The organism is Brevundimonas sp. ALps5, from assembly GCF_058681645.1.
On sequence record NZ_CM178744.1, the window covers coordinates 3,478,140 to 3,501,947 of the forward strand.

At 67.9% G+C, this 23,808-nt stretch carries 28 protein-coding genes and 1 tRNA gene; 20 read left to right on the top strand and 9 right to left on the bottom strand.

The features are described 5' to 3' along the window. The first annotated feature begins 2 nt into the window (after positions 1-2). From nrdR to ACW172_RS16570, 9 genes are all read left to right on the top strand, one after another. On the top strand, positions 3-461 hold the full coding sequence (gene nrdR, locus ACW172_RS16530; protein WP_492032530.1) for a transcriptional regulator NrdR: 459 nt from the start codon (positions 3-5) through the stop codon (positions 459-461). Then, entirely contained in the window at positions 461-1,126 is a 666-nt protein-coding gene (locus ACW172_RS16535; RefSeq protein WP_492032531.1) for a RibD family protein, read from the top strand. The genes nrdR and ACW172_RS16535 overlap by 1 nt, the downstream gene beginning before the upstream one ends. Further along, a complete protein-coding gene (locus ACW172_RS16540) occupies positions 1,126-1,716 on the top strand; it encodes a riboflavin synthase (protein ID WP_492032532.1) in 591 nt (196 codons plus the stop codon). The genes ACW172_RS16535 and ACW172_RS16540 overlap by 1 nt, the downstream gene beginning before the upstream one ends. After that, positions 1,716-2,858, top strand: a complete 1,143-nt coding sequence (gene ribB, locus ACW172_RS16545; RefSeq protein ID WP_492032533.1) for a 3,4-dihydroxy-2-butanone-4-phosphate synthase — start codon at positions 1,716-1,718, stop codon at positions 2,856-2,858. The genes ACW172_RS16540 and ribB overlap by 1 nt, the downstream gene beginning before the upstream one ends. After that, a complete protein-coding gene (ribH, locus tag ACW172_RS16550; RefSeq protein WP_492034998.1) occupies positions 2,855-3,319 on the top strand; it encodes a 6,7-dimethyl-8-ribityllumazine synthase in 465 nt (154 codons plus the stop codon). The genes ribB and ribH overlap by 4 nt, the downstream gene beginning before the upstream one ends. Next, positions 3,316-3,846, top strand: coding sequence for a transcription antitermination factor NusB (gene nusB, locus ACW172_RS16555; RefSeq protein WP_492032534.1), 531 nt, complete (start codon positions 3,316-3,318; stop codon positions 3,844-3,846). Before ribH ends, nusB begins: the two co-directional genes overlap by 4 nt. Positions 3,847-3,850: 4 nt before the next feature. After that, positions 3,851-4,840, top strand: a complete 990-nt coding sequence (gene thiL / locus ACW172_RS16560; RefSeq protein WP_492032535.1) for a thiamine-phosphate kinase — start codon at positions 3,851-3,853, stop codon at positions 4,838-4,840. A gap of 62 nt (positions 4,841-4,902) precedes the next feature. Next, positions 4,903-5,424, top strand: a complete 522-nt coding sequence (locus tag ACW172_RS16565) for a hypothetical protein (RefSeq protein ID WP_492032536.1) — start codon at positions 4,903-4,905, stop codon at positions 5,422-5,424. Between the two features lie 206 nt (positions 5,425-5,630). Then, positions 5,631-7,778 carry a sodium-translocating pyrophosphatase gene (locus ACW172_RS16570; RefSeq protein ID WP_492032537.1) on the top strand — a complete coding sequence of 716 codons (2,148 nt, stop codon included), beginning with the start codon at positions 5,631-5,633 and terminating at the stop codon, positions 7,776-7,778. 211 nt (positions 7,779-7,989) lie between these two features. Here ACW172_RS16570 and bamE read toward each other — a convergent pair whose 3' ends face one another. Beyond that, positions 7,990-8,469 carry an outer membrane protein assembly factor BamE domain-containing protein gene (bamE, locus tag ACW172_RS16575; protein WP_492032538.1) on the bottom strand — a complete coding sequence of 160 codons (480 nt, stop codon included), beginning with the start codon at positions 8,467-8,469 and terminating at the stop codon, positions 7,990-7,992. Positions 8,470-8,557: 88 nt separating this feature from the next. Here bamE and ACW172_RS16580 point away from each other — a divergent pair, with 88 nt between their 5' ends. The 8 genes from ACW172_RS16580 to ACW172_RS16615 all read left to right on the top strand — a co-directional run bounded on the left by ACW172_RS16580 (position 8,558) and on the right by ACW172_RS16615 (position 13,395). After that, positions 8,558-9,097, top strand: a complete 540-nt coding sequence (locus ACW172_RS16580; protein WP_492032539.1) for a ubiquinol-cytochrome C chaperone family protein — start codon at positions 8,558-8,560, stop codon at positions 9,095-9,097. Then, on the top strand, positions 9,094-9,621 hold the full coding sequence (locus tag ACW172_RS16585; protein ID WP_492032540.1) for a YceD family protein: 528 nt from the start codon (positions 9,094-9,096) through the stop codon (positions 9,619-9,621). The genes ACW172_RS16580 and ACW172_RS16585 overlap by 4 nt, the downstream gene beginning before the upstream one ends. A gap of 139 nt (positions 9,622-9,760) precedes the next feature. Continuing rightward, positions 9,761-10,825 (top strand): phosphate acyltransferase PlsX, encoded by a 1,065-nt coding sequence (plsX, locus tag ACW172_RS16590; RefSeq protein ID WP_492034999.1) that lies wholly within the window; start codon positions 9,761-9,763, stop codon positions 10,823-10,825. Beyond that, positions 10,822-11,799 (top strand): beta-ketoacyl-ACP synthase III, encoded by a 978-nt coding sequence (locus ACW172_RS16595; RefSeq protein ID WP_492032541.1) that lies wholly within the window; start codon positions 10,822-10,824, stop codon positions 11,797-11,799. Before plsX ends, ACW172_RS16595 begins: the two co-directional genes overlap by 4 nt. Positions 11,800-11,890: 91 nt before the next feature. Next, positions 11,891-12,199: an integration host factor subunit alpha gene (locus ACW172_RS16600; RefSeq protein WP_207932182.1), complete on the top strand. Its 309-nt coding sequence runs from the start codon at positions 11,891-11,893 to the stop codon at positions 12,197-12,199. Positions 12,200-12,204: 5 nt separating this feature from the next. Further along, positions 12,205-12,636, top strand: a complete 432-nt coding sequence (locus tag ACW172_RS16605; protein ID WP_492032542.1) for a MerR family transcriptional regulator — start codon at positions 12,205-12,207, stop codon at positions 12,634-12,636. A gap of 60 nt (positions 12,637-12,696) precedes the next feature. Next, positions 12,697-12,773, top strand: a tRNA-Pro gene (locus ACW172_RS16610). Positions 12,774-12,897: 124 nt separating this feature from the next. Then, positions 12,898-13,395 carry a hypothetical protein gene (locus ACW172_RS16615; RefSeq protein WP_492032543.1) on the top strand — a complete coding sequence of 166 codons (498 nt, stop codon included), beginning with the start codon at positions 12,898-12,900 and terminating at the stop codon, positions 13,393-13,395. A gap of 33 nt (positions 13,396-13,428) precedes the next feature. Here ACW172_RS16615 and ACW172_RS16620 read toward each other — a convergent pair whose 3' ends face one another. Both ACW172_RS16620 and ACW172_RS16625 read right to left on the bottom strand, forming a co-directional pair. Next, positions 13,429-13,629 (bottom strand): DUF2842 domain-containing protein, encoded by a 201-nt coding sequence (locus ACW172_RS16620; RefSeq protein WP_492032544.1) that lies wholly within the window; start codon positions 13,627-13,629, stop codon positions 13,429-13,431. After that, the gene (locus ACW172_RS16625; protein ID WP_492032545.1) at positions 13,629-13,880 is read right to left on the bottom strand and encodes a transglycosylase; all 252 of its coding nucleotides are present in this window, start codon (positions 13,878-13,880) and stop codon (positions 13,629-13,631) included. The genes ACW172_RS16620 and ACW172_RS16625 overlap by 1 nt, the downstream gene beginning before the upstream one ends. A gap of 145 nt (positions 13,881-14,025) precedes the next feature. Between ACW172_RS16625 and ACW172_RS16630 the strand changes: the two genes are divergently transcribed. Next, complete coding sequence (locus ACW172_RS16630; protein ID WP_492032546.1) at positions 14,026-15,087, top strand: COX15/CtaA family protein; 1,062 nt, start codon at positions 14,026-14,028, stop codon at positions 15,085-15,087. Here the strand turns inward: ACW172_RS16630 and ACW172_RS16635 are convergent. Together ACW172_RS16635 and mutL are read right to left on the bottom strand one after the other, a co-directional pair. Next, a complete protein-coding gene (locus ACW172_RS16635) occupies positions 15,084-15,542 on the bottom strand; it encodes a low molecular weight protein-tyrosine-phosphatase (protein ID WP_492032547.1) in 459 nt (152 codons plus the stop codon). The two genes, ACW172_RS16630 and ACW172_RS16635, sit on opposite strands and share 4 nt — an antisense overlap. After that, the gene (gene mutL, locus ACW172_RS16640) at positions 15,542-17,425 is read right to left on the bottom strand and encodes a DNA mismatch repair endonuclease MutL (RefSeq protein WP_492032548.1); all 1,884 of its coding nucleotides are present in this window, start codon (positions 17,423-17,425) and stop codon (positions 15,542-15,544) included. The genes ACW172_RS16635 and mutL overlap by 1 nt, the downstream gene beginning before the upstream one ends. Positions 17,426-17,507: 82 nt before the next feature. Between mutL and ACW172_RS16645 the strand changes: the two genes are divergently transcribed. After that, positions 17,508-18,353, top strand: a complete 846-nt coding sequence (locus tag ACW172_RS16645; RefSeq protein WP_492032549.1) for a hypothetical protein — start codon at positions 17,508-17,510, stop codon at positions 18,351-18,353. On the opposite strand, the gene ACW172_RS16650 is transcribed toward ACW172_RS16645, so the two are convergent. Continuing rightward, on the bottom strand, positions 18,354-19,250 hold the full coding sequence (locus tag ACW172_RS16650; RefSeq protein WP_492032550.1) for a LysR family transcriptional regulator: 897 nt from the start codon (positions 19,248-19,250) through the stop codon (positions 18,354-18,356). 86 nt (positions 19,251-19,336) lie between these two features. Here ACW172_RS16650 and ACW172_RS16655 point away from each other — a divergent pair, with 86 nt between their 5' ends. Further along, positions 19,337-21,442 carry a malate synthase G gene (locus ACW172_RS16655; protein WP_492032551.1) on the top strand — a complete coding sequence of 702 codons (2,106 nt, stop codon included), beginning with the start codon at positions 19,337-19,339 and terminating at the stop codon, positions 21,440-21,442. 9 nt (positions 21,443-21,451) lie between these two features. Here ACW172_RS16655 and ACW172_RS16660 read toward each other — a convergent pair whose 3' ends face one another. From ACW172_RS16660 to ACW172_RS16670, 3 genes are all read right to left on the bottom strand, one after another. Then, on the bottom strand, positions 21,452-21,643 hold the full coding sequence (locus ACW172_RS16660; RefSeq protein WP_492032552.1) for a hypothetical protein: 192 nt from the start codon (positions 21,641-21,643) through the stop codon (positions 21,452-21,454). 92 nt (positions 21,644-21,735) lie between these two features. Beyond that, a complete protein-coding gene (locus tag ACW172_RS16665) occupies positions 21,736-22,824 on the bottom strand; it encodes a PA0069 family radical SAM protein (protein ID WP_492032553.1) in 1,089 nt (362 codons plus the stop codon). Between the two features lie 143 nt (positions 22,825-22,967). Then, entirely contained in the window at positions 22,968-23,717 is a 750-nt protein-coding gene (locus tag ACW172_RS16670; RefSeq protein WP_492032554.1) for an SDR family oxidoreductase, read from the bottom strand. Positions 23,718-23,808 lie beyond the last annotated feature (91 nt).

Below are 23,808 nucleotides of genomic sequence, written 5' to 3' on the forward strand. Positions count from 1 at the left end.
GGATGAAGTGCCCCTTTTGCGGACATCAGGACACCCAGGTGAAGGACAGCCGGCCGTCTGACGACGGTTCGGCCATCCGACGTCGCCGGTCCTGCCCGAACTGCAACGGGCGCTTCACCACCTTCGAGCGGGTGCAGCTGCGCGAGCTGGTCATCCTGAAGCGCAACGGTCGCCGCACGCCTTTCGAACGCGACAAGCTGGAGCGGTCGCTGAACGTCGCCCTGCGCAAGCGCCCCGTCCAGGCCGAGCAGGTCGAGCAACTGGTCAGCCGCATCACCCGTCAGCTGGAAAGCCTGGGCGAGACCGAGATCCCGTCCAGCGTCGTCGGCGACTTCATCATGAAGGCGCTGAAGGGCGTCGATGAGGTCGCCTATGTCCGCTACGCCTCGGTCTACAAGGACTTCCGCCACACCGGCGACTTCGCCCGCTTCCTCGGCGACGAAGGCCTGGACGAGACCTGATGCGGCCCCCTGAATTGCGTCCAAGGATCACCCTGAAGATCGCGACGTCGCTGGACGGCCGTATCGGCACCTCGACAGGCGAGAGCCAGTGGATCACCGGCCCCGAGGCCCGGCTGCAGGGCCACCGTCTGCGCGCGGCGGGCGACGCCATCCTGGTCGGCGTCGAGACGGTGCTGGCCGACGACCCGCGCCTGACCGTCCGTCTGCCCGAGAGCGAGGCCGGCGTCCGGATCGAGAAGGCCGACCCCCTGCGTGTCGTGCTGGACAGCCGCTTGCGCACCCCGTCCTTCGCCCGTCTGGCCAAGGCCGGGACCCTGATCATCACCACGCGTGAGCCGCATCCGGTCGGCGGGGCCGAGGTGGTGCAGGTCGCGGGTGACGCCCAGAACCGCCCGACCATCGAGGCCATTCTGGAACTGCTCTACGCCCGGGGCGTGCGCGATCTGATGATCGAGGGCGGCGGCCGGGTCGCGGCGGCCTTCGTCACGGCCGGCGTCGTGGACGCCATCGACTGGTTCCGCGCCCCGATCCTGCTGGGCGGAGACGGCCGTCCAGGCGTTGCGGCCCTGTCGCTGGCGCGTCTCGCGAACGCTCCGAAGTTCCGGCGTCTTGCGGTGGAGGCTCTGGGTGACGACCTGTGGGAGCGCTACGAAAGGGTCTCCTGATGTTTACGGGAATAATCACTGACATCGGCCGCGTCCGCGCGGTCACCGAGACCAATCGCGACCGCCGCTATGAGATCGAGACCGTCTGGGACGTCTCGGGCATCGACATGGGCGCCTCCATCAGCCACGCGGGCTGCTGCCTGACCGTAGTGGAGAAGGCTGACGGCTGGTTCGCGGTCGAGGTTTCCGACGAGACGCTCAGCAAGACCACCCTCGGCGGCTGGAAGACCGGCGACCCGGTCAATCTGGAGCGCGCCGCCAGGCTGGGCGACGAAATGGGCGGCCATGTCGTCTCGGGTCACGTCGACGGTCTGGGTAAGGTCGTTTCCATCGAGCCGGTCGGCGGATCGCACCGGATCGTGGTCGAGGCCCCGGCGCCCCTGCATCGCTACATCGCCGCCAAGGGCTCGATCACGGTCGATGGCGTGTCCCTGACGGTCAACGCCGTGGACGGCCGGAACTTCGACCTGAACATCATCCCCCACACCTGGGAAGCGACCACCCTGGGCCGTTTGCAGCCCGGCGACGCCGTGAACCTCGAAATCGACATGCTGGCGCGCTATCTCGCGCGCTGGCAAGAGACCGCGTAATGAACACAATCCAGCTTTCCTCGGACATGCTCTCCAGTCCGATCAGCCCGATCGAGGACATCCTCGAGGACGCCCGCAACGGACGCCCCTACATCCTCGTCGACGCCGAGGATCGCGAGAACGAGGGCGACATCATCATCCCGGCCCAGTTCGCGACGCCGGATCAGATCAACTTCATGGCCCGCCACGCGCGCGGCCTGATCTGCCTGGCCATCACCGCCGAGCGCGGCCGCCAGCTGCGCCTGCCGCCGATGACGGCCGACAACCGCACCTCCATGGGCACGGCCTTCACCGTCTCGATCGAGGCGAAGGAAGGCGTCACCACCGGCATCAGCGCCGCCGACCGCGCCCGCACGGTCCAGGCCGCCGTTGACCCGAACAAGGGCGCCGACGACATCGTCTCGCCCGGCCACGTCTTCCCCCTGATCGCCCGCGACGGCGGCGTTCTGGTCCGCACGGGTCACACCGAGGCGGCCGTGGACATCAGCCGCATGGCCGGCCTGACCCCGGCGGGCGTGATCTGCGAGATCATGAACGAGGACGGCACCATGGCCCGGATGCCGGACCTGGTCGCCTTCGCCCAACTGCACGGGCTGAAGATCGGCACCATCGCCGACCTGATCGCCTATCGCCGCCGCACCGAACGCTATGTCGAACGGGTCATGGATCAGCCGTTCGAGAGCGTGCATGGCGGGCCTTTCCGCCTGATGCTGTATCGCGACACCATTGAGGGCGGCGAGCACGTCGCCCTGGTCCACGGCCGCATCGAACCCGGCAAGCCGACCCTGGTCCGCATGCACCAGGTCGATTTCGCCGCCGACCTGCTGGGTCACCGCGAGGATCGCCAGAACTATATCCCCGCCGCCCTGAAGCAGATCTCTGACAGTGGCGAGGCCGGCGTCGTCGTCTTCCTGCGCGATCCCTCGCTGCAGAGCCTGGCCGAGCGCCTGTCGGGCGCCGAGAAGCCGGCCGTGAACGACCGCGCCATCAAGGCCTATGGCCTGGGCGCCCAGATCCTGCTGGACCTCGGGGTCCGCGATATGATCGTGATGAGCTCGACCCGCCCCGAGCCGACCGCGCTGGAAGGCTACGGCCTGCGCATCGTCGGCTGGCGCGGCATGAACGGAGAAGACCAATCCTGACCGAACCGATCCGCGTCCTCATCGTTGAGGCGCGCTACTACGACGAACTGGCCGACGCCCTGCTGGACGGGGCGAAGGACGCCCTGCGCGCCCAGAACGTGGCCTTTGACGTCGTCACGGTGCCCGGCGCCCTCGAGGTCCCGACCGCCATCGCCCTGGCCGACGAGGCCGGCAAATATCCGACGGCCCCGCGCTACGATGGCTTCGTGGCGCTCGGCTGCATCATTCGCGGCGAGACCTACCATTTCGAGATCGTCTCGGATCAGTCGGCCGCGGGCCTGATGCAGCTCGGCCTCAAGGGTCTGGCGATCGGCAACGGCATCCTGACGACCGAGGACGAGGACCAGGCCTGGGCCCGTGCGCGGATCAGCGAAGGCGACAAGGGCGGCGGCGCCGCGCGGGCTGCGCTGGACCTGATCGCCTTGCGCAAACGCCTCCGGCATGGTCTTGCGGCGCAATGACCGAACCCAACAGCATCCAGTCCGTCCTGCAGCAACTCGCCGAGAGCGAGAAGGAGCGCGCTGAGCCGTCCCTGACCTCGCGCCAGCGCCGCGCGCGCACCGTCGCGCGTCTGGCCGCCGTCCAGGCCCTGTACCAGATGGAACTGGCCGGCGAGGGCGTCGAGACGGTCATCACCGAATTCTCCAACCACCGCTTCGACGCCGACATCGAGGGCGAGCCCCTGGCCGAGGCGGACGAGGAGTATTTCGCCGGCATCGTGCGCGGCGTGATCGAGAACCAGCGCGAAATCGACACCGCCGTGAAGGCGCGTCTGGCCTCCAACTGGCGCATGGAGCGTCTGGACGCCACCCTGCGCGCCCTGCTGCGTTGCGGAGCCTGGGAGCTGGCACACCAGCCCGAGGTGCCGCGCGAGATCGTCATCGACGAATATGTCGAGCTGGCGAAGGCCTTCTTCGACGAGGCTGAGGCCAAGTTCGTCAACGCCGCTCTGGACGGCGTCGCCCGCGACGTGCGCCCGAAGGCCTGAGGCCATGCCCGCCGTCGACGTGTCCGGCGAGTTCGAGACCATCGCGAAACTGCTGGCGCCCCTGGCCCACCCCGAGTGGGGCAGGGGGCTGGTCGACGACGTCGCAGTCGTGCCGACCCGGCCGGGCTTCGACCTGGCCCTGACCAAGGACGCCCTGGTCGAGGGCGTGCACTTCCTGCCCGAAGACCCGCTGGACACGGTCGCGCAGAAGCTGCTGCGCGTGAACCTGTCGGATCTGGCGTCCAAGGGGGTGGAGCCGTTCGGATACCTGCTGGCTTGCCACTGGTCGCCGCGCTGCGGCTGGCCTGAGCGTCAGGCCTTCGCCGAGGGGCTGGCGCGCGACCAGAAGGCGTTCGGCATTCATCTGCTGGGCGGGGACACGGTCGTCACGCCCGGCCCGGCTTCCTTCTCCGTTACCCTGATGGGCTGGGCCAAGGCGGGCAGGGTGGTGAGCCGGAGCGGCGCCCGTCCCGGCGACGCCGTCTTCGTCACCGGCCGGATCGGCGACGGCTTCCTGGGCCTCCGGGCGGCGCAAGGCGCGCTGACGCTGGCGCCCGAGCGCATCGCGGCCCTGACCGACCACTATCGCCGTCCCATGCCCCAGACGGCCTTCGCCGAGGTCATTCGCGACATGGCCACCGCCTCGCTGGACGTCTCCGACGGCCTGATCGCCGACATCGGCCATATCGCCGAAGCCTCGGGCGTCGGGATCGAGATCGATCTGGAGCGGACGCCAGTGTCGCTGGCCGGTCAGGCCTGGCTGGAGACCCGCGTCGACCGTCAGGCCGCCTTCGAACAACTGGCCACCGGCGGTGACGACTATGAGATCGCCTTCACCGCCCCCGCTTCCGACGAGTCGGCCCTGCGGCGCGAGGGCGAGCGTCGCCATGTCCGGCTGACGCGTATCGGTCAGGTGATCGAGGGGGCGGGCGTCGGCGTCCGTTTCGACGGGCGGTCGATCGAGGTGACCCGGGCCGGCTGGACCCACGGCTGACCCCATCCGCTGACGGTGATCGGTGAAACAGAATCCTAACCCCCGCTGGTTAGGGTTACCCCATGCGCCGCAGAGACCTTATCGCCGCCGGAACCGCCGTCGCCCTGGCCGCGCCGGTCATCGCCGCCACCCCGGCCCTCGCCAGCAGCCCGAAGAAGGAAGAGGCGGGCGCCGAGCCGGCCGACAAGACGGTCAGCATCCGCGCCGTGGGTCTTCCGGTCGTCGTCGATGGCCGCATCCGCAACTATGTCTTCGTCAATCTGAAGCTCCACCTTGCGGCTGAGCCCAAGGTGGAGGATATCCAGAACAAGGAAGCCTTCTTCCGCGACGCCTTGGTGCGGACCGGACATGGCGCCCCCTTCACCCTGCCGGATGACTGGAACACGCTCAGCGACAACAAGATCAACGCCGCCATGATGGCCATCGCCGGCGTCGTCGTTCCCCATGCGATCACCAGGGTCGAAGTCACCCGCCAGACGCCGCGCCGCCGCATGAGCGCGCCCGTGACCGAGACGGTCCCGGACCCCTATCTCACGCCGGACGGCTCCGACGCTTCGCCCGACGGCGTCGCCTCGACCCTCTAGGCGTTTCCTCCCCGAACACTCCTTCCAAAGACCCTTCGAAGATCACGGTTGCGTCATCACGGCGCATGCGGCACGGTCATGCGGCAAATCCCGAGTGACCGCAGTTCTGCGGTCGTTGCGCACGGGGGAGCCGGAAGGCGGATAGAGGCCAAAAGGCCCGCCGCGCCAAGGAGCCGGGCGCCTTTTGCAAGGGCATGGAAACGCCAATGAATCATATACTTACGCTGGTCTTTGGGGCCGGCGTCCTGGGGGTGCTGTACGGCCTCGCCCAGACGGCCGTGCTGATGAAGGCCGGCACCGGCAACGACAAGATGCGGGAAATCGCCGCCGCCATTCAGGAAGGCGCCTCCGCCTACTTGCGGCGGCAGTACACCACCATTGGCCTGGTCGGGGTGGTCATCCTGATCGCCGCCTATCTGCTGATCGGCCCCTATGCAGCGGTTGGCTTCCTGATCGGGGCGGTGCTTTCGGGCGCCGCCGGTTACGCCGGAATGTTGATCTCGGTCCGCGCCAACGTCCGCACGGCACAGGCCGCGTCGGAAAGTCTCGCCAAGGGACTGGATCTGGCCTTCCGCTCGGGCGCCATCACCGGGATGTTCGTCGCCGGCGGGGCCCTGCTGGGCGTCTCGGGCTATTTCGCGGTGCTGGTCCTGCATATGGGGCTTGAGCCGACGAGCCGAGAGGTCGTCGACGGCCTGGTGGCCCTGGGCTTCGGCGCCTCGCTGATCTCCATCTTCGCCCGTCTGGGTGGCGGCATCTTCACCAAGGGCGCCGACGTGGGCGGCGACATGGTCGGCAAGGTCGAGGCCGGCATCCCCGAGGACGATCCCCGCAACGCCGCCACCATCGCGGACAATGTGGGCGACAATGTCGGCGACTGCGCCGGCATGGCCGCCGACCTGTTCGAGACCTATGCGGTGACCACGGTCGCCACCATGGTCCTGGCCGCCATCTTCTTCCGCGGCTCCGACGCCGTCGGGACGATGATGCTGCTGCCGCTGGCCATCTGCGGCATCTGCATCGTCACCTCCATCATCGGCAGCTTCTTCGTCCGTCTGGGCAAGAAGCAGAACATCATGGGCGCCCTGTATCAGGGCCTGATCGTCACCGGCATCCTGTCCGTCGGCGCGGTCTGGTGGGTGATCACGACCCTGGTCACCGGCCCGGTCACCACCGGCGACGGCCTGGTCATCGAACCGATGAACCTGTTCTGGTCCGGCGTCGTCGGCCTCGCGGTCACCGCCGCCATCGTGGTGATCACCGAATACTACACCGGCTCGGGCTTCCGTCCGGTCCGTTCGGTGGCCAACGCCTCGGTCTCGGGTCACGGCACCAACGTCATCCAGGGTCTGGCCGTCTCGCTGGAGGCGACCGCCCTTCCGGCCTTGACCATCATCGTCGGCATCGTGGCCAGCTTCCAGCTGGCCGGGCTGTTCGGCATCGCCATCGCCACCACCACCATGCTGGGCGTGGCGGGGATGATCGTGGCGCTGGACGCCTTCGGCCCCGTCACCGACAACGCCGGCGGCATCGCCGAGATGGCCGGACTTCCTTCGGAAGTGCGCCACTCGACCGACGCCCTCGACGCCGTCGGCAACACCACCAAGGCCGTGACCAAGGGCTATGCCATCGGTTCGGCCGGCCTCGGCGCCCTGGTGCTGTTCGCGGCCTATACGTCCGACCTGAAGTACTTCTCGGCCAATCCGGCGGACTATCCCTTCTTCGCCGGGATGGGCGCCGTCGCCTTCGATCTGACCAACCCCTATGTCGTCGTCGGCCTGCTGTTCGGGGGGCTGCTGCCCTTCCTGTTCGGCGGGATGTCGATGATGGCGGTGGGGCGCGCGGCCGAGTCGGTCGTCGCCGAGGTGCGCCGCCAGTTCCGTGAGAACCCGGGCATCATGACCTATCAGGTGAAGCCGGAATACGGACGGGCCGTCGACATCCTGACCAGGGCGGCGATCCGCGAGATGATCGTGCCGTCGCTTCTGCCGGTGCTGTCGCCGATCGTCCTGTTCGTCGCCATCCTGTTCCTGGCGGACAAGGCCAACGCCTTCGCGGCTCTCGGCGCCATGCTGATGGGCGTCATCGTGACCGGCCTGTTCGTGGCCATCTCGATGACCTCGGGCGGCGGCGCCTGGGACAACGCCAAGAAGGTGATCGAGGAGGGCTTCACCGATAAGACCGGCGTCCTCCACGGCAAGGGCTCCGAGGCCCACAAGGCCGCGGTCACCGGCGACACGGTCGGGGATCCCTACAAGGACACCTCCGGTCCGGCGGTGAACCCGATGATCAAGATCACCAACATCGTCGCCCTGCTGCTCCTGGCGGTGCTGGCGAGCGGCAAGATCGGCTGATCGCGCGGATCGTATCCTCCCCGTTCGCCGCTTGGCGAATGGGGAGGGGGACCGCGAAGCGGTGGAGGGGCTCTGGATACGCGAAGACCCCCTCCGTCTCTTCGCTTTGCTACGAGCCACCTCCCCACGCCTTCGGCGCAGGGAGGAGACCAAAGGAAACGCCCCGGAGAGCGATCTCCGGGGCGTTTTTGTATTCCGATAGGTTTGGCGTTTAGTCCGGGCGGCGTTGGCCGGGGACGTCCTCGTCGGTGCGGGGCAGCTGGCCGCGGGCGACGTTGCCGAGCAGCTGTTCCATGACGGTCAGGGCGCGGCCGCGGGTCGGGGTCTCGCGACGCTCCATGGCGATCTTCTGGCCGTCTTCCAGACCCAGGGTGCGCACGGCGGAGACCTTGGAGTCGTCCTTGTCGAAGGTGATCTCGGTCACGCTGCGCTGGGAGATCTGCGGACGGTTGTAGGTGTAACGCTCGCTGGTCTGGCTGATGTAGTACCAGACGTGCTCGGGTTCGAAGGTCGAGGTGGTCGAGGGCGTGCCCAGCCGCGCCAGGACGGTTTCCTTGGTGTCGGTGCCGGCGACGATGTCGGACGGCTTCACATCGACCACCTGGAAGCCGTGCAGACCCACCACGGGGGCGCAGGCGGCGGCCGAAAGCGCCAGGGCGGCGACGGCGACGAGAGGGGCGATACGGAGCATTTGCGGGCGCCTGCGACAGAACAAGGTCTTTGACCTAACCGGACACGGGCTCTAGTTCAACGGCGCGGCGGAAAAGGGGCCGTGAAACATGCTGAAGTCACTCTTCCGGAAACATTCCGCTCCGAACGCCGGCGACGCCCTCTATGCGGCCGTCGCGGCCCAGGCGCGCCAGCCGGCCTTCTACACCGCGCTGGGCGTGGCGGACCGCATCGATGCCCGCTTCGAGCTCTACACCCTACACGCCCTGCTGCTGATCCTGCGCCTGCGGGACGAGGACGCCGACGGAGCAGGCGAGGGGGTGGACGCCGCCCAATCCCTGTTCGACGCCTATGTCTCTGCGCTCGACAACGTCCTGCGCGAGCTGGGCGTTGGCGATGTGTCGATGGCGAAGAAGATGCGCACCCTGGGCGAGGCCCTCTATGGGCGCATGACCGCCTATGAGGCCCCGCTGCGGTCGGGCGACGCCGCCGTCCTGTCCGCCGGCCTGGCCCGCAACGTCTTCGAGAGCGAGGACGCGGAACGCGGCGCCGCGCTCGCCCGCTATGCCCTCGCGGCCCGCGCAGGACTGGCCGCCCAGCCCTTCGCCGTCGTCCTGAAACAACCGTCGTGGCCTGAGATCACCGCATGACCGTCGTCCTTCCCTTCAGCGAAACCGTCCGGCTCAACGAGATCGGCGCCGGCCTTCAGCGCATCCTGGAGCCCGACGCGGCCATCCGCGCCCGCATCGCCCGCGCGCTGGACCTCGCCTCGCTCGACGCCTTCACCGCCGACCTGAACCTCGGCCCCAACCCCGACCATGGGGCCGGCGGATGGCGTCTGACCGGCCGGGTCAAGGCCAGTGCGGTCCAGACCTGCGGGATTACGCTCGAACCCCTGCCGGTCGAGATCGACGAGCGATTCGTCGTCGACCTGGTTGAACAGGCCCCGGAAATCCCCGAAGACGAGGAGTTCGAGATCGGCGTCGAGACCGACATTCCCGACACCATCGAGGACGGCCGAATCGACCTGGGTCAGTACGCGGTCGAACAGCTGGCTCTGAACCTCGACCCCTTCCCCCGAAAGCCCGGCGTCGAGTTCGTCCAGCCCGAGGAGCCCAAGGAAATCTCGCCCTTCGCTGTCCTGAAGCAGTTCAAGCCCAAGGACGAAGCGTAGAAATCCTGCCCTAAGGTCACCTGCCTTTGCATCGACCTGTTGCAGGTCTATCGTGAACAGCCCAGATGAGCGTCGCGTCAGACGACGCCCCGGAGAGCGTAGCCTTTTGCCATCCCCCGTCCTGATTTCGCTCGACGCCATGGGTGGCGACCACGGACCCTCCGTCGTCGTCCCCGGTATTCGGGAATACATCCGCCGCCACGGCGGTGAAAACGTCCGCTTCCTGCTGCACGGCGACCAGACCGCCATCGCGGCCGAGATGGTCAAGTGCAAGCTGACCGCCGAGGTCTGCGAGATCCGTCACACCGACAAGGTCGTGGCCATGGACGAGAAGCCCGCCACCGCCATGCGCCGGGGCAAGGGCTCCAGCCTGTGGAACGCCGTCGAATCGGTGAAGTCGGGCGAGGCCGGGGCGGTCGTCTCCGCCGGCAACACCGGCGCGCTGATGGCCATCTCCAAACTGATCCTGCGCATGTCGGCGCCGGGGCTGGAGCGTCCGGCCATCGTCGCCAGCTGGCCGACCCTGAAGGGCGTCACCGCCGTTCTGGACGTCGGCGCCAATATCGAAAGCGACGCCGAACAGCTGATTGAGTTCGCCATCATGGGCGAGGCCTTCCACGCCGCCGTCCATGGCGTGAAGAAACCGACCATCGGCGTGCTCAACGTCGGGTCCGAGGACATGAAGGGCCACGAGGAGGTGCGCGAGGCGCATTCCATCCTGCGCGCCGGCGGCCTGGACCTCGACTACCATGGCTTCGTCGAGGGCGACGACATCGCCAAGGGCACGGTCGACGTCGTCGTCACCGACGGCTTCACCGGCAATATCGCGCTCAAGACCGCCGAGGGCACGGCCCGCTTCATCTCGAGCCTGCTGAAAGAGGCCCTGACCTCCAGTGTTCAGGCCAAGCTCGGCGCCCTGGTCGCCATGCCGGCGCTGAAGGCCATGAGCCAGAAGATCGACCCCAGCGCCATCAACGGCGGCCCCTTGCTGGGCCTGAACGGCATTGTGGTGAAGAGCCACGGCGGCGCGACCGCCAAGGGTTTCGGCAACGCCATCCGCATCGGCGTCGATCTGGCCCGCAGCGACTATCTGACGACGGTTGGCTCCAAGCTGGGGCGGCTGGACGACATCATGCACGCCCTGCCTTCCGCCGCTGACGCGGGCGAGACGGCCACCGCATCTTCCGGAGAGATTCTGCAGTGAGCGTTATCCGCAGCGCCGTCACCGGCGTCGGTTCCTATCTGCCCGAGCAGATCGTGACCAATGCCGACCTGGCCGAATTCGTCGACACCAGCGACGAGTGGATCCAGGAACGCACCGGCATCAAGCAGCGCCACAAGGCGCGCGACGACCAGCCGACCAGCGACCTGGCCGTCGAGGCCGCGCGCAAGGCCCTGGCCGATGCGGGCAAGACGCCCGCCGACGTCGACCTGATCATCGTCGCCACCACGACCCCGGACATGACCTTCCCGGCGACGGCGACCATCGTCCAGCGCAAGCTGGGCTGCCCGGTCAACATCGCTTTCGACGTTCAGGCTGTCTGTTCGGGCTTCGTCTATGCGCTCAGCGTCGCCGACGGCTTCGTGGCGCGGGGTCACGCCAAATGCGCCCTGGTCATCGGCGCCGAGGAAATGACCCGGCTGATGGACTGGTCGGACCGCACGACCTGCGTCCTGTTCGGCGACGGCGCCGGGGCTTTCGTGGTCGAGCCGCGTGAAGGGGAGGGGACCAAGGACGATCAGGGCCTGCTCGGCTTCGCCCTGCGCGCCGACGGGAACAAGACGGACCTGCTCTACGTCGACGGCGGCCCTTCGACGACCGGTCAGGTGGGGCATCTGCGCATGCTCGGCAATCAGGTCTTCCGCCACGCCGTGGTCAACATCGCCGAGGCCATCACCGCCTGCTGCAAGGCCGCGAACATCGAGATCGCCGACGTCGACTGGTTCGTGCCGCACCAGGCCAACCAGCGCATCATCAAGGGCGTCGGCGATCGTCTGGGTCTGGACGAAAACACGGTGATCTCCACGGTCTCGATGCACGCCAACACCTCGGCGGCCTCCATCCCGCTGGCCATGGACGCCGCGATCCAGGACGGCCGCATCAAGCGGGGCGACATGGTCCTGCTCGAAGCCATGGGCGGCGGCCTGACCTGGGGCGCCTGCGCCTTCCGGTTCTAGCTCGCCTTTATGGTCAAGCTTGCCACTTGGGGCTTTCGTTTTGCTGACTTTTCGCCTTTTATGACGTGGTCGCATCGACTGGAGACGGACCTTGGCTGAACAGAGCACACTGACCCGCGCGGATCTGTGCGAGGCTGTCCATGAAGAGGTGGGCCTGTCGCGACAGGAATGCTCCTCGATGGTCGAGCGCACCCTGGATCTGATCGTCGAGTCGCTCGAGCGCGGCGAGACGGTGAAACTGTCCGGATTCGGCGTCTTCCAGGTTCGCGAGAAGCGCGCCCGCATGGGCCGCAACCCCAAGACCGGCGAGCCGGCCGCGATCAATCCGCGCCGCGTCATCAGCTTCCGCGCGTCCCAGATCATGAAGTCCAAGGTCCACGACGCCGCCGTCGAGGCCTAGGCATCGTGGCGAAGAGCCCCAACGCTTTTCGTACCATTTCCGAAGCGGCGGAGGCCGTCGGCGCGCCCCAGCATGTGCTGCGCTTCTGGGAAACCAAGTTCACCTTCATCGACCCGGTGAAACGCGCCGGCGGGCGCCGCTTCTATCGCCCCCAGGACGTGGTGGTGCTGAAGGCCGTGCGTCGGCTGCTGCACGACGAGGGCCTGACCATCAAGGGCGTCCAGCGCCTCTACAAGGATCAGGGCATCGCCCGGCTGGCCGCCTATGGCGATCCCGAGGCCGCCTTCGAGATGGATGCCGAATCGATTTCGGAAGGCGCACCCGCTCTGGAAGAGGTCGAGAGCCCTCCAGCCCCGGTTTCGACCGTCCGCCTGCGCCAGCTCCTGGTCGAGATCGAGGGCGCGCGGGCCCGTCTGGACGCCGTTCTGGGCGGCTAATCATAAAAGCGCGTTTTTGCGTTTGCGGCGCGCGGGTCGCCCCGCTATACGACCGCCTCTCGGAGCGTGGCGCAGCCTGGTAGCGCACTTGACTGGGGGTCAAGGGGTCGCAGGTTCGAATCCTGTCGCTCCGACCATCTTCCTCAAAGAAGACGGTTGGTTGAAGGGGTCGCTCTCGGGCGGCCCCTTTGCAATTGGCGAGTTACCGCGTGACTGTCTGCGCAAGACCCTTCAGGTTTCTCGTTTGAAAGCGAGGGCTGAATGGCTTCCCAGAACAACCCGGCAAGCGGCGGTTCCGTCCCGCCACCCAACGAGGGACAAATCTACACAGGATGGACCTTGAGCGATGAGCGGCAGTTCATCGAGGGTTTGGTCAATACCCGACTTGCAGCTCTTCTCACTGTCACCGGCGTGGCAATCGCAGCGGCTTTGAGCAAGGATATCGGGCCGTTGCCAAAGTTTGCGGCCCTAGCTTCCAGTTCTTTGTTGGTTTTTGGATTGCACAAGGCAACCGCCAGAGCCCATGCGAAGCTGAAGATAATTCTCTCGATTATCCGCGACCACGACCCTGATCATCCGGCATCAATCGTAGGTGATCGTGCGGGTAGGGCTGGGTCTGCCTACGATTGGATTCCGAGAGTTGGCCTCCTGCTGCTTTTTGCACTGCTCGTGGCAACCGCTGTATCGGTTGGTCCACTCTTCGGCTTTGATCTTGGCGACATCGTTCCTGCCGACTTGCTTAGAGCGAAGTCGGGCTAAAGCCGTCGCAGCAGTGCTCTTAACCTGCTGTCCCTACTTCGGCTTCCGCTCGGCCCAGCTCAGCAGGGGCAGGAGCGGCACGCCCCAGGCGATGCCGGAAATGCCGTAGAAGAGCAGATGCACCAGCGGATGGTCCGGCAGCATCGCCCCGATCGAGATCACCGCCCAGACGTAGAAGGCCAGGAAGGCGACGACACCCAGGGCCGCGACCGCCCGCCGGGTGCGGGGGGCCATCAGCGCTTGTTCCGGAACAGATAGTAGGCGACCAGGCTGAGCACCGCGCCGCCCAGAGCCCAGCCGACCCATAGCCAGCTGTCCATGGTGGTGTTGGCGAACACCCGGATCGGCAGGAACCAGCCGCACACCGCCCCGACCCCGGCGACCAGCAGGGCGGCGAAATAGCCGCGCTTGCCGCTCAGCAGATCGGCGATCCAGGCCACGGCCAGCACGCCCAGAGCGGCGATGACGATGTCGGCGTACTGCAAGCCCTTGTTCCTCCAACCGTGTTCGTTTTTCGCGCCGTGGTGGACGACGAAATCGTCTTTGATCTTGTCGCCCCGGGCGGGCATACCGCCACGGTCCGGGGTCCTTCCCGACCCCTAGCATAGCCGTCAGGACATCGGGCGTCGAATGAACCGTTTCGCGTACCGCGACCAGAGCCGTTCGGTCGCCATCTGGCTCTTTCTCTGCGCCGCCATGGTCTTCGCCATGGTGGTGATCGGGGGCGTCACCCGCCTGACCGGCTCGGGCCTGTCGATCACCGAGTGGAAGCCGATCATGGGCGCCATCCCGCCCATGTCCGACGCCGCCTGGGTCGACGCCTTCCAGAAGTACAAGGCCATCCCCCAGTACGCCCAGATCAATGCGGGCATGAGCCTGTCGGAGTTCCAGGGCATCTTCTGGTGGGAGTGGCTGCACCGTCTGGTCGGGCGGCTGGTCGGGGTGGTCTTCTTCGTCCCCTTCATCGTCTTCGTGGTCATCAAGCGCATTCCGCGCCGGCTGATCTGGCGCTGCCTCGTCCTGCTGGCCATGGGCGGGCTGCAGGGCCTGATCGGCTGGTGGATGGTGACGAGCGGCCTGTCGGTCCGCGTCGACGTCGCGCCTGAGCGGCTGACCATCCATCTGGGCCTCGCCCTGCTGATCTTTATGGGCCTGATCTGGACCGGGCTGGAGGCCTGGGCCGGGCAGGAGCATTCGCGCTCGCCCGAGGGCTGGAGCCGCGGCGCCACGGCCCTGCTAGTCGCCGTCTTCATCCAGTGCCTGCTCGGCGGCCTCGTCGCCGGGGCCAAGGCGGGCTTCGTCTACACCGACTGGCCGCTGATGAACGGCGGCGTTTTCCCGCCCGTGGAGTGGGGGAAAGGGGCCATCGCCTTCCTGCACGATCAGGCCCTGGTCCAGTTCGATCACCGGATGTGGGCCTATGCCCTGCTGATCGGCGGCACGGCCTATGCGGTTCAGGCCTGGCGCTGGCGGCTGGCCGAAGGTCTGGGCTTCTCGGCCTTCCTCGTCGCGGGCGCCCTGTGGCTTCAGGCCTTGCTGGGGATTGTCACCCTGATGAACGCCGTGCCCCTGTGGCTGGGCGGGCTGCATCAGGCGGGGGCGGCTGTGGTCCTGCTGCTCGCCACCGCCAATCTGTGGCTGGTCCGCCGGTCGCAGCCCCGGCTGTTCATGTCCGGGCCCAGAAGGCGCTAGGGCGCCAACTCCTTGGCCAGCCCCGCCGCTCCCGCTGAAACCTCGCGCCAGGTGACCTCGAACCCGGCGTCATCGCCGTAATAGGGATCGGCCACCGATTGCCCGGGCCGGCCGGCGTGGTCCAGCAACAGGCTGAGCGACGCCGTCCCGTCCTTCGGCTGGAGCCGCTTCAGATTGGCCAGATTGTCGGCGTCCAGCGCCACGATATGGCTGAAGTGCCGGAAGTCCTCCGCCTTCACCTGCCGCCCGCGATAGCCGGAGATGTCGATCCCGTGCCGCCGCGCCGTCGCCTGCGCCCTCGGGTCCGGCGGATCGCCGACATGCCAGCCCCCGGTTCCCGCCGACTCGATCTCGACGTCGAGACCCAGCCGCGCCGCCTCCGCCTTCATTGCGGCTTCGGCCAGCGGCGACCGACAGATGTTGCCGAGGCAGACGAACAGCACAGACGGCGTCATCACCGCCGCCCGAACAGCTTCTCGAGGTCGCCCAGCTTCAGTTCGACATAGGTCGGGCGGCCGTGGTTGCACTGGCCGGAGTGGGGCGTGGCCTCCATTTGGCGGAGCAGGGCGTTCATCTCGGGCGCGGACAGGACCCGGCCTGCGCGGACCGAGCCGTGACAGGCCATGGTGCCGCAGACCTCGCCGAGCCGTTCGCTGAGGGCCAGGGCGGCGCCGTGTTCGGACAGGTCGTCGGCGATGTCGCGGATCAGACCCTGAACGTCCGTGTCGCCCAGCAGGGCCGGGGTCTCGCGCACCAGCACCGCGCCGGCGCCGAAGGCCTCGACGATCAGGCCCAGTTCGGCCAGTTCCTCAGCCTTGGCCACGACCCGGTCGGCCTCGGACGGATCCAGTTCGACCACCTCGGGCGTCAGCAGGGCCTGCCGCGTCACGGAGCCCGCCGCCATCTGGACCTTCATCTTCTCATAGACGAGGCGTTCGTGGGCCGCGTGCTGATCGACCACCACGATGCCGTCGCGCGTCTGGGCGACGATGTAGGTGCCGTGCACCTGGGCCCGGGCGGCGCCCAGCGGATGGTCGACATAGTCGGGCGCGGCGCCTGATCCGCCCTGACTGGGCCAGGCCGCGAAGCCCGGGGAGGCCTGTTCGACCCGCGCCGACTGTTCGTTCAGTCCGGGCAGGACGCCGGTCGTCGGCCGCGCGGGCGGCGCCTCCCAGCCCTGCCAGCCGCTGAAACTGGTCGCCGACGGCGTCGAAGGGCCCCAGGCCGGATAGTTCGGGGCCGGATAGCCGGGATTGGGCGCCCCCGTATGGGCCGTGAAGCCCGCCAGAGCATCGGCCGCCACCGTCGTCGAGGCCCGATGCCCCGCCGCTGCGAGGGCGTGCCTCAGCCCGCCGACGATCAGGCCGCGCACCAGCGCCGGATCGCGGAACCGCACCTCCGCCTTGGCCGGGTGGACGTTGACGTCGACATAAAGCGGATCGACCTCGAGGAAGAGCACCGCCGCCGGGTGGCGGTCCCGGGCGAGGAAGTCGGCATAGGCCCCGCGCAGCGCCCCCTGCAGTAGCCGGTCGCGCACGGGCCGCCCGTTGACGAACAGATACTGATGCGCCGCGTTACCCCGCGAATAGGTCGGCAGGCCCGCATAACCGCTCAGCCGCACGCCGTCCCGCTCCTGATCGATCAAGAGGGCGTTGGCCTCGAAGTCCCGGCCCAGCAGGGCGGCCAGCCGCTTCAATCGCCCCTCGTCGCCCGGATGTTCGGCGGGCAGGCGCAGCACCGTCTTGCCGTCGAGATCGAGGGTGAAGGCGACGCTTTCATGCGCCATGGCCTGGCGCTTGATCTCGTCGGAGATGGCCATGGCCTCGGCCCGCTCGGACTTCATGAACTTCAGTCGCGCCGGGGTGGCGTAGAAGAGGTCGCGCACCTCGACCCGGGCGCCGTGCGGTCCGGGGAAGCCGGCGGGCGCCACGGCCTTCTGATCCCCGCCCTCGACATGGATCATATGGGCGTCGCCGCCCTCTTTCGGACGGCTGGTGATCGTCAGTCGCGCCACCGAGCCGATCGAGGGCAGGGCCTCGCCGCGGAAGCCGAGGGTGTTGATGCGCAGCAGATCGACGTCGCCCGCGTCGTCGGGCTCAAGCTTCGAGGTCGCATGGCGCTCGACTGCCAGGGCCAGCTGGTCCGCGGCCATCCCGTGCCCGTCATCGGCGATCAGGATGCGGGCCAGCCCGCCGCCGTCCGCCTGCACCTCGACACGCCGCGCGCCCGCATCGAGAGCGTTCTCGACCAGCTCCTTGATGGCGCTGGCCGGCCGCTCGACCACCTCGCCGGCGGCGATGCGGTTGACGGTCTCGGGCGGAAGGCGACGGATGGGCATACGGTGAAGGTTCTGGCGAAAGCGTGTGGCGATGGGGAGGGCGAGCGACTAGCTATAGCCCAGATGGGGAAGGGCGACCTCGATGACCAGAATCCTGCTGCAGACGACGATCGGACCGGTCGAGGACGACTGGAATATCGGCCGATTCTCTCGCCTGACCGCCTTTCTCTCGGGCCTGCCGGGCGTCGAGGTCACGGCGCGCGACCGTGCCGCCCCCGCCGGTGAGACCGACCCGGTGCTGGCCGGTCTGGCCGACAGCGATTTCGACCAGCTCTGGCTCTTCGCCGTCGATGTCGGCGACGGCCTGAACCCCGAGGAATGCGCCGCGATCAACGCCTTCCACGCCCGCGGCGGCGGCCTTCTGGTCACCCGCGACCACATGGATCTGGGCTGCTCGGTCTGCACTTTGGGCGGGGTGGGCGAGGCGCACCATTTCCACACCCACAACATGGAGACGGATCCAGCGCGGCAGGCCGTCGACGACGCGGTGACGACCTATATCTCCTGGCCCAACTACCATTCCGGCGCCAATGGCGACTGGCAGACCATTGTGGTCGAGGGGGATACCCACCCGCTGCTGCGCGACCCGAACGGCGGGGTGCTGGATCGCTTGCCCGCCCATCCGCATGAGGGCGCTGTGTCGGCGCCCTCCGATCGGCCTGACGCCCGCGTCATCGCCACCGGCCGCAGCAAGGCCACTGACCGGGCCTTCAATATCGCGGTCGCCTTCGAGGGCGAGCCCGGCGGAGAGGGGCGAGGGCTGGCCCAGTCCACCTTCCATCATTTCGCCGACTACAACTGGGACCCGCGCTCGGACTGCCCGAGCTTCGTCGACGAGGCCCCCGGCGACGCCATGGTCCGCGATCCGGAAGGGCTGCGGCAGACGCACGCATACATGGCCAACATCGCGGGTTGGCTCAGCCGCTGATCATTCCCCCAAATCTTCCCAGGGCGCCGGCGCGTAGAGCCCGGCGATGAAGTCGGTCAGGGCGGCGACGGCCGCCGAGGGCTCGCCTCTAGGCCGCACCGCATGGATGCCGACGTCGGCGGCGCCCTCGATCTCGGGCAGGACGCGGACCAGCCGACCGGACGCCAGTTCCTCCGACACGTCCCACAGCGAGCGCAGGGCGACGCCCAGCCCGGACAGGGCCAGCTCGCGCACCACCTCGCTGGAGTTGGTGCGCACATGGCTGACGCCCGCGACCTCGATCTGACGCTTGCCGGTCGTCAGCCGCCAGGGCAGCTGACCCTCGGCGGCCAGCAGGCGATGGTTCGCGAGGTCGCTCAGGCCGGCCGGCGCGCCGTGGATTTCCAGATAGGCGGGGGCAGCGCACAGGATGCGGCGGCTGGTCGCCAGCCGCCGCGCATCCAGCCCGGGCGCGACGCCCGCTGAAATCCGGATCGCCAGATCGATCTTTTCGGCGATCAGGTCGGAGAAGCCGTCGGACAGGTCGAGCGTGAGCTGGATTCCCGGATGCCGGTCGAGAAACGGTTTCAGGTGCGGCGCCAGATGCATGCGCCCGAAGGAGGTCGGCGCCGACAGCCGCAACGGTCCCGACAGGCCGTCGCCCGGCCCGCGCAGCCGCGCCTCGGCCGCCTCGACCGCCGCCAGAATGGCCAGAACGTCACGATGGAAGCCCTCGCCCTGTTCGGTCAGGGCCAGCCGCCGCGTGGTCCGGTGGATCAGGCGCGTGCCCAACCGCGACTCCAGCCGCGCCATCCGTTTGGAGGCCATGGCGGGCGAGATGCCGAGGTCGCGCGCCGCCGCCGACAGGCTTCCGGCGGCGACCACACGGGCGAACAGGGCGTAGTCGGGGTCCAGCATATCTGTTCTTCTGAAGAACGACTGTCTTTCGTTTTATGTCTCTACCGCGCATATCCGGCCCGGTCTATCCTGCGCTCATGGAACAGATGATCGACAAGGCCGGCCTCAAGGTCGCCCCCTCCCTGACCGCCTTCATCGAGGGCGAGGCCCTGCCCGGGACCGGGCTCGCGCGCGACGCCTTCTGGAGCGGCGTTGCAGAGATCTTCGCCCGCTTCGCGCCCGAGAACGCGGCCCTGCTGGCGAAGCGCGACGACCTGCAGGCGAAGATCGACGCCTGGCATCTGGCGCAACCCGGCCAGCCGGATCCCGCCGCCTACGAAGCCTTCCTGCGTGAGATCGGCTATCTGGTCGATGAGCCCGCGCCCTTCGCCATCGCGCCGACCAAGGTGGACGCTGAGGTCGCGACCCTGGCCGGCGCCCAGCTGGTCGTGCCGATCCTCAACGCCCGCTTCCTGCTCAACGCCGCCAACGCCCGCTGGGGCAGCCTCTACGATGCCCTCTACGGCACGGACGCCATCCCGGGTGCTGCGACCGGCAAGGGCTATGACCCCGAACGCGGCGCCCTGGTCATCGCTTGGGCCAAGGCCTTCCTCGGCGAGGCGGTCCCGCTGGCCAGCGGCTCGTGGGCCGATTTCGCGGGCGGCGATCCGGTTCTGGCCGACCCGACACAGTTCGTCGGGCGCAGCGGCGACAACCTGCTGTTCCGCCACAACGGCCTGCATATCGAGGTCGTCGTCGACCGCGCCCATCCGATCGGGGCGACCGATCCGGCGGGCGTCGCGGATGTGGTTCTGGAAGCCGCCCTGACCACCATCGCCGACCTCGAGGACTCTGTCGCCGCCGTCGATGCCGAGGACAAGGTCGCGGCCTATTCGAACTGGCTGGGCCTGATGAAGGGCGACCTTCAGGCCGGGTTCGACAAGGGTGGGCGGTCGATGATCCGTACACTGAATAACGACCGGACCTATGCGGCGCTGGACGGCTCCGAACTGGTCCTGCCGGGGCGCAGCCTGATGTTCGTGCGCAATGTCGGGCATCTGATGACCACCCCGGCGGTGTGTCTGGCAAACGGCGCCGAGGCCCCCGAGGGCATCCTCGACGCCATCGTCACCAGCCTGATCGGCCTGCACGATCTGAAGGGCGAAGGTCCGCTCCGGAACAGCCGCGCCGGCTCGATCTATATCGTCAAACCCAAGATGCACGGGCCGGAGGAGGCGGGCTTCACCAACCGCCTGTTCGACGCCGTCGAGGACCTGTTGGGACTGGAACGCCATACGATCAAGGTCGGGGTCATGGACGAGGAGCGCCGCACCTCGGCCAATCTGGCCGCCTGCATCCATGCGGTGAAGGACCGGATCGTCTTCATCAACACCGGCTTCCTCGACCGCACCGGCGATGAGATGCACACCTCCATGCGGGCCGGCGCCATGGTGCGCAAGGCCGAGATGAAGGCCTCGGACTGGATCGCGGCCTATGAGGATCGCAACGTCCAGATCGGCCTGGCCTGCGGCCTGTCGGGCAAGGCCCAGATCGGCAAGGGCATGTGGGCCGCGCCGGACCGGATGGCCGACATGCTGGAGCAGAAGGTCGGCCACCCGCGCTCGGGCGCCAACACGGCCTGGGTGCCGTCGCCGACGGCGGCCGTGCTGCACGCCACCCACTATCACCGCGTCGACGTCTTCGCCCGTCAGGCCGAGCGCAGGGCCGAGCGCAGGGCCGAGCCGGTCGCCGCCCTGTCGCGCCTGCTGACGATCCCGCTGGCCGCCGGCCATAACTGGTCGCCCGAGGAAGTCCGGGCCGAGCTGGACAACAACGCCCAGGGCATTCTCGGCTATGTCGTGCGCTGGATTGATCAGGGCGTCGGCTGCTCCAAGGTGCCCGACATCCACGACATCGGCCTGATGGAAGACCGGGCCACCCTGCGCATCTCGTCCCAGCACATGGCCAACTGGCGGCTGCACGGGATCTGTACGGACGCAGAGATCGACGCCGCCTTCGCCCGGATGGCGGTCAAGGTCGACGCCCAGAACGCCGACGATCCCCTGTACCAGCCCCTGTCCGGCCGCGAGGCCGACAGTCTGGCGTATCAGGCGGCGCGCGCTCTGGTCTTCGAAGGCGTCGAACAGCCCAGCGGCTATACCGAACCCCTGCTGCACCTGTTCCGCCGACGGGCGAAGGGGGAGGCGGTCTAGGGGGCGGCCCTAGCCCGGCGAACCCGGCTTGGACGTCCCGGGTACGGCTTCCTGCAGCGGCGCGACCCCGTCGCCGCGCACGGGGTCGCGGGCCTTGGTCTCCTGATGGCCCAGCGCCAGGACATAGGCGGCGACCGCGACGACGGCGATCAGGACGAGGATCACGGCGAAGGCCTTGCGGGCGCGGCCGGGATTTTTCACGGCAGGGGGCTTCTCGTGTTCCATGGCTTCAAAAGTCGCAAAGAGCCAAGGGGTTGCGGCGTCCCGTCATTGGGACGTGGGCTGGCCCGGACTCAGAAATCGAACAGCTCCAGCTGGGGGCGGGCATCTCGCGGCACCCGGAATTTCGTCACGTCCAGCACGTGCCGCTCCTGATCAAGGCCATAGCGTTTGATGGCCGCCTTGAACCGTGTGGCGATCAGGTCGGCGACGGGACCGGTTCCTTTCATCCGCTGGGCCCAGTCGGCGTCGTAGTCCTTGCCGCCGCGCGTCTGTCGGATCAGGGACATGACACGGGCGGCGCGGTCGGGCCGGACGTCGGCCAGCCATTCGCGAAACAGGTCCTTGATCTCCAGCGGCAGGCGCAGGGTGACGTACATGGCCGTTTGCGCTCCGGCCCTGGCCGCCGCCTCCAGCACCGCCTCCATCTCATGGTCGTTGAGGCCGGGGATGACGGGGGCGAAGCCGACGCCGACAGGCACGCCCGCATCCGCCAGAGCCTTGACCGCGTCCAGCCGCCGCTGCGGCGTCGAGGCCCGGGGCTCCATGGCCCGCGCCAGCCCCCGGTCCAGGGTCGTGATCGAGACGAAGGCCGTCGCCAGCCCCTCGCGCCCCATCGGGCCGAGGATATCGATATCGCGGGTGATCAGGTTCGACTTGGTGATGATCGAAAACGGCTGGTTGAACCGTCGCATGACCTCAAGGATCGACCGCGTCGACTGCAGCTCCCGTTCGACCGGCTGATAGGGGTCGGTATTGCCGCCTATGTGGATACGTTTGCAGACGTATTTCCGGGCTGAGAGCTCCTGTTCCAGGAGACGCGCCCCTTCTGGCTTGAAGAAGATCCGGCTCTCGAAATCCAGGCCCGGGGATAGGCCCATCCAGGCATGGGACGGGCGGGCATAACAGTAGATGCATCCATGTTCGCAGCCTTTGTACGGGTTGATGGAGCGGTCGAAACCGACGTCCGGGGAGGTGTTCTTGGCGATTATGGTGCGGGCGTGCTCGGGCGTGAGCGTGGTCCGCAGCGGGGCAGGGGCCTCGTCCTCCGGCGTCCAGCCGTCGTCGAAGGCTTCATGGGCGACCGGCTCATACCGGCCCGAGGCATTGGTGCGGGCGCCGCGTCCTTTCGTCTGCAGAGGCTTCGTCGCCGGGATGGACATGGGGAGACGATAACATGAGAACAGAACAAAGCAAGAACATAGGGAGCGTGGAAAATCCGGACGACCCGTAAGATCGCCCGGCGATGCGCCGAATTCGGACGTATCTTCCCCTCCCGATTTCGCCGGGAGGGGAAGCTTTGGCGTCAGTGCGCGCCGTCGTTCAGGATGGAGAAGACCTTGGCGTATTCGCCACGGCCCTCGGCGCCGGACAGGAACTTCACCCGCTCGACCAGGACCTCGTCGTCGCCGCGTTCGAACAGGGCGAGGCTTTCAGAGGTGAAGTCGGCCAGCGGCATGGAGTTGGGGTTCTCGGCATGGCCGGGCATCAGGTCGGTGGCGACGGCGGGCGGGGCCCATTCGACGACACGGACCGAGGTGTCCTTCAGCTGGTGGCGCAGGGACTGGCTCCAGGAGTGGATGGCGGCCTTGGTGGCGTTGTAGGTCGGGGTCGCGGCCAGCGGCACGAAGGCCAGACCGGACGAGACGGTGACCACCGTGGCGGCCTCCTTCGTCAGCAGGTGGGGCAGCAGGGCCGCCGTCAGCCGGATCGTGCCCAACAGATTGATGTTCAGGGTCTCCTCGACGATCGACAGGTCGAAGACGCCGCCCGACAGGGTCTCGGGCTTCATAATCCCCGCGTTGTTGATGACGACGTTCAGGGCGGGGTGGTCGGCGACGACCCGGGCGGCGACGGTCTTGATGGCCTCGGGATCGGCGACGTCGAGGACGACGAAGGCCATGCCCGGGTTGGCGGCGACGACCTCCTCAAGCGGGCCGGCGCGGCGGCCGGCGATGATGACCTTGGCGCCCTTGGCGTGCAGGGCCTCGGCGAAGGCGCGGCCGATGCCGGTGCCGCCGCCGGTGATCAGGACGGTGTCTTGTGCGGTGTTCATGGGGGATCTCCGTGTCTGGAAAAGCGACGTCCGGCGATGTATGCCTGTCACTCTCCATTGGAAAGTAGGCACCGAAACGTTCGGTACTTAC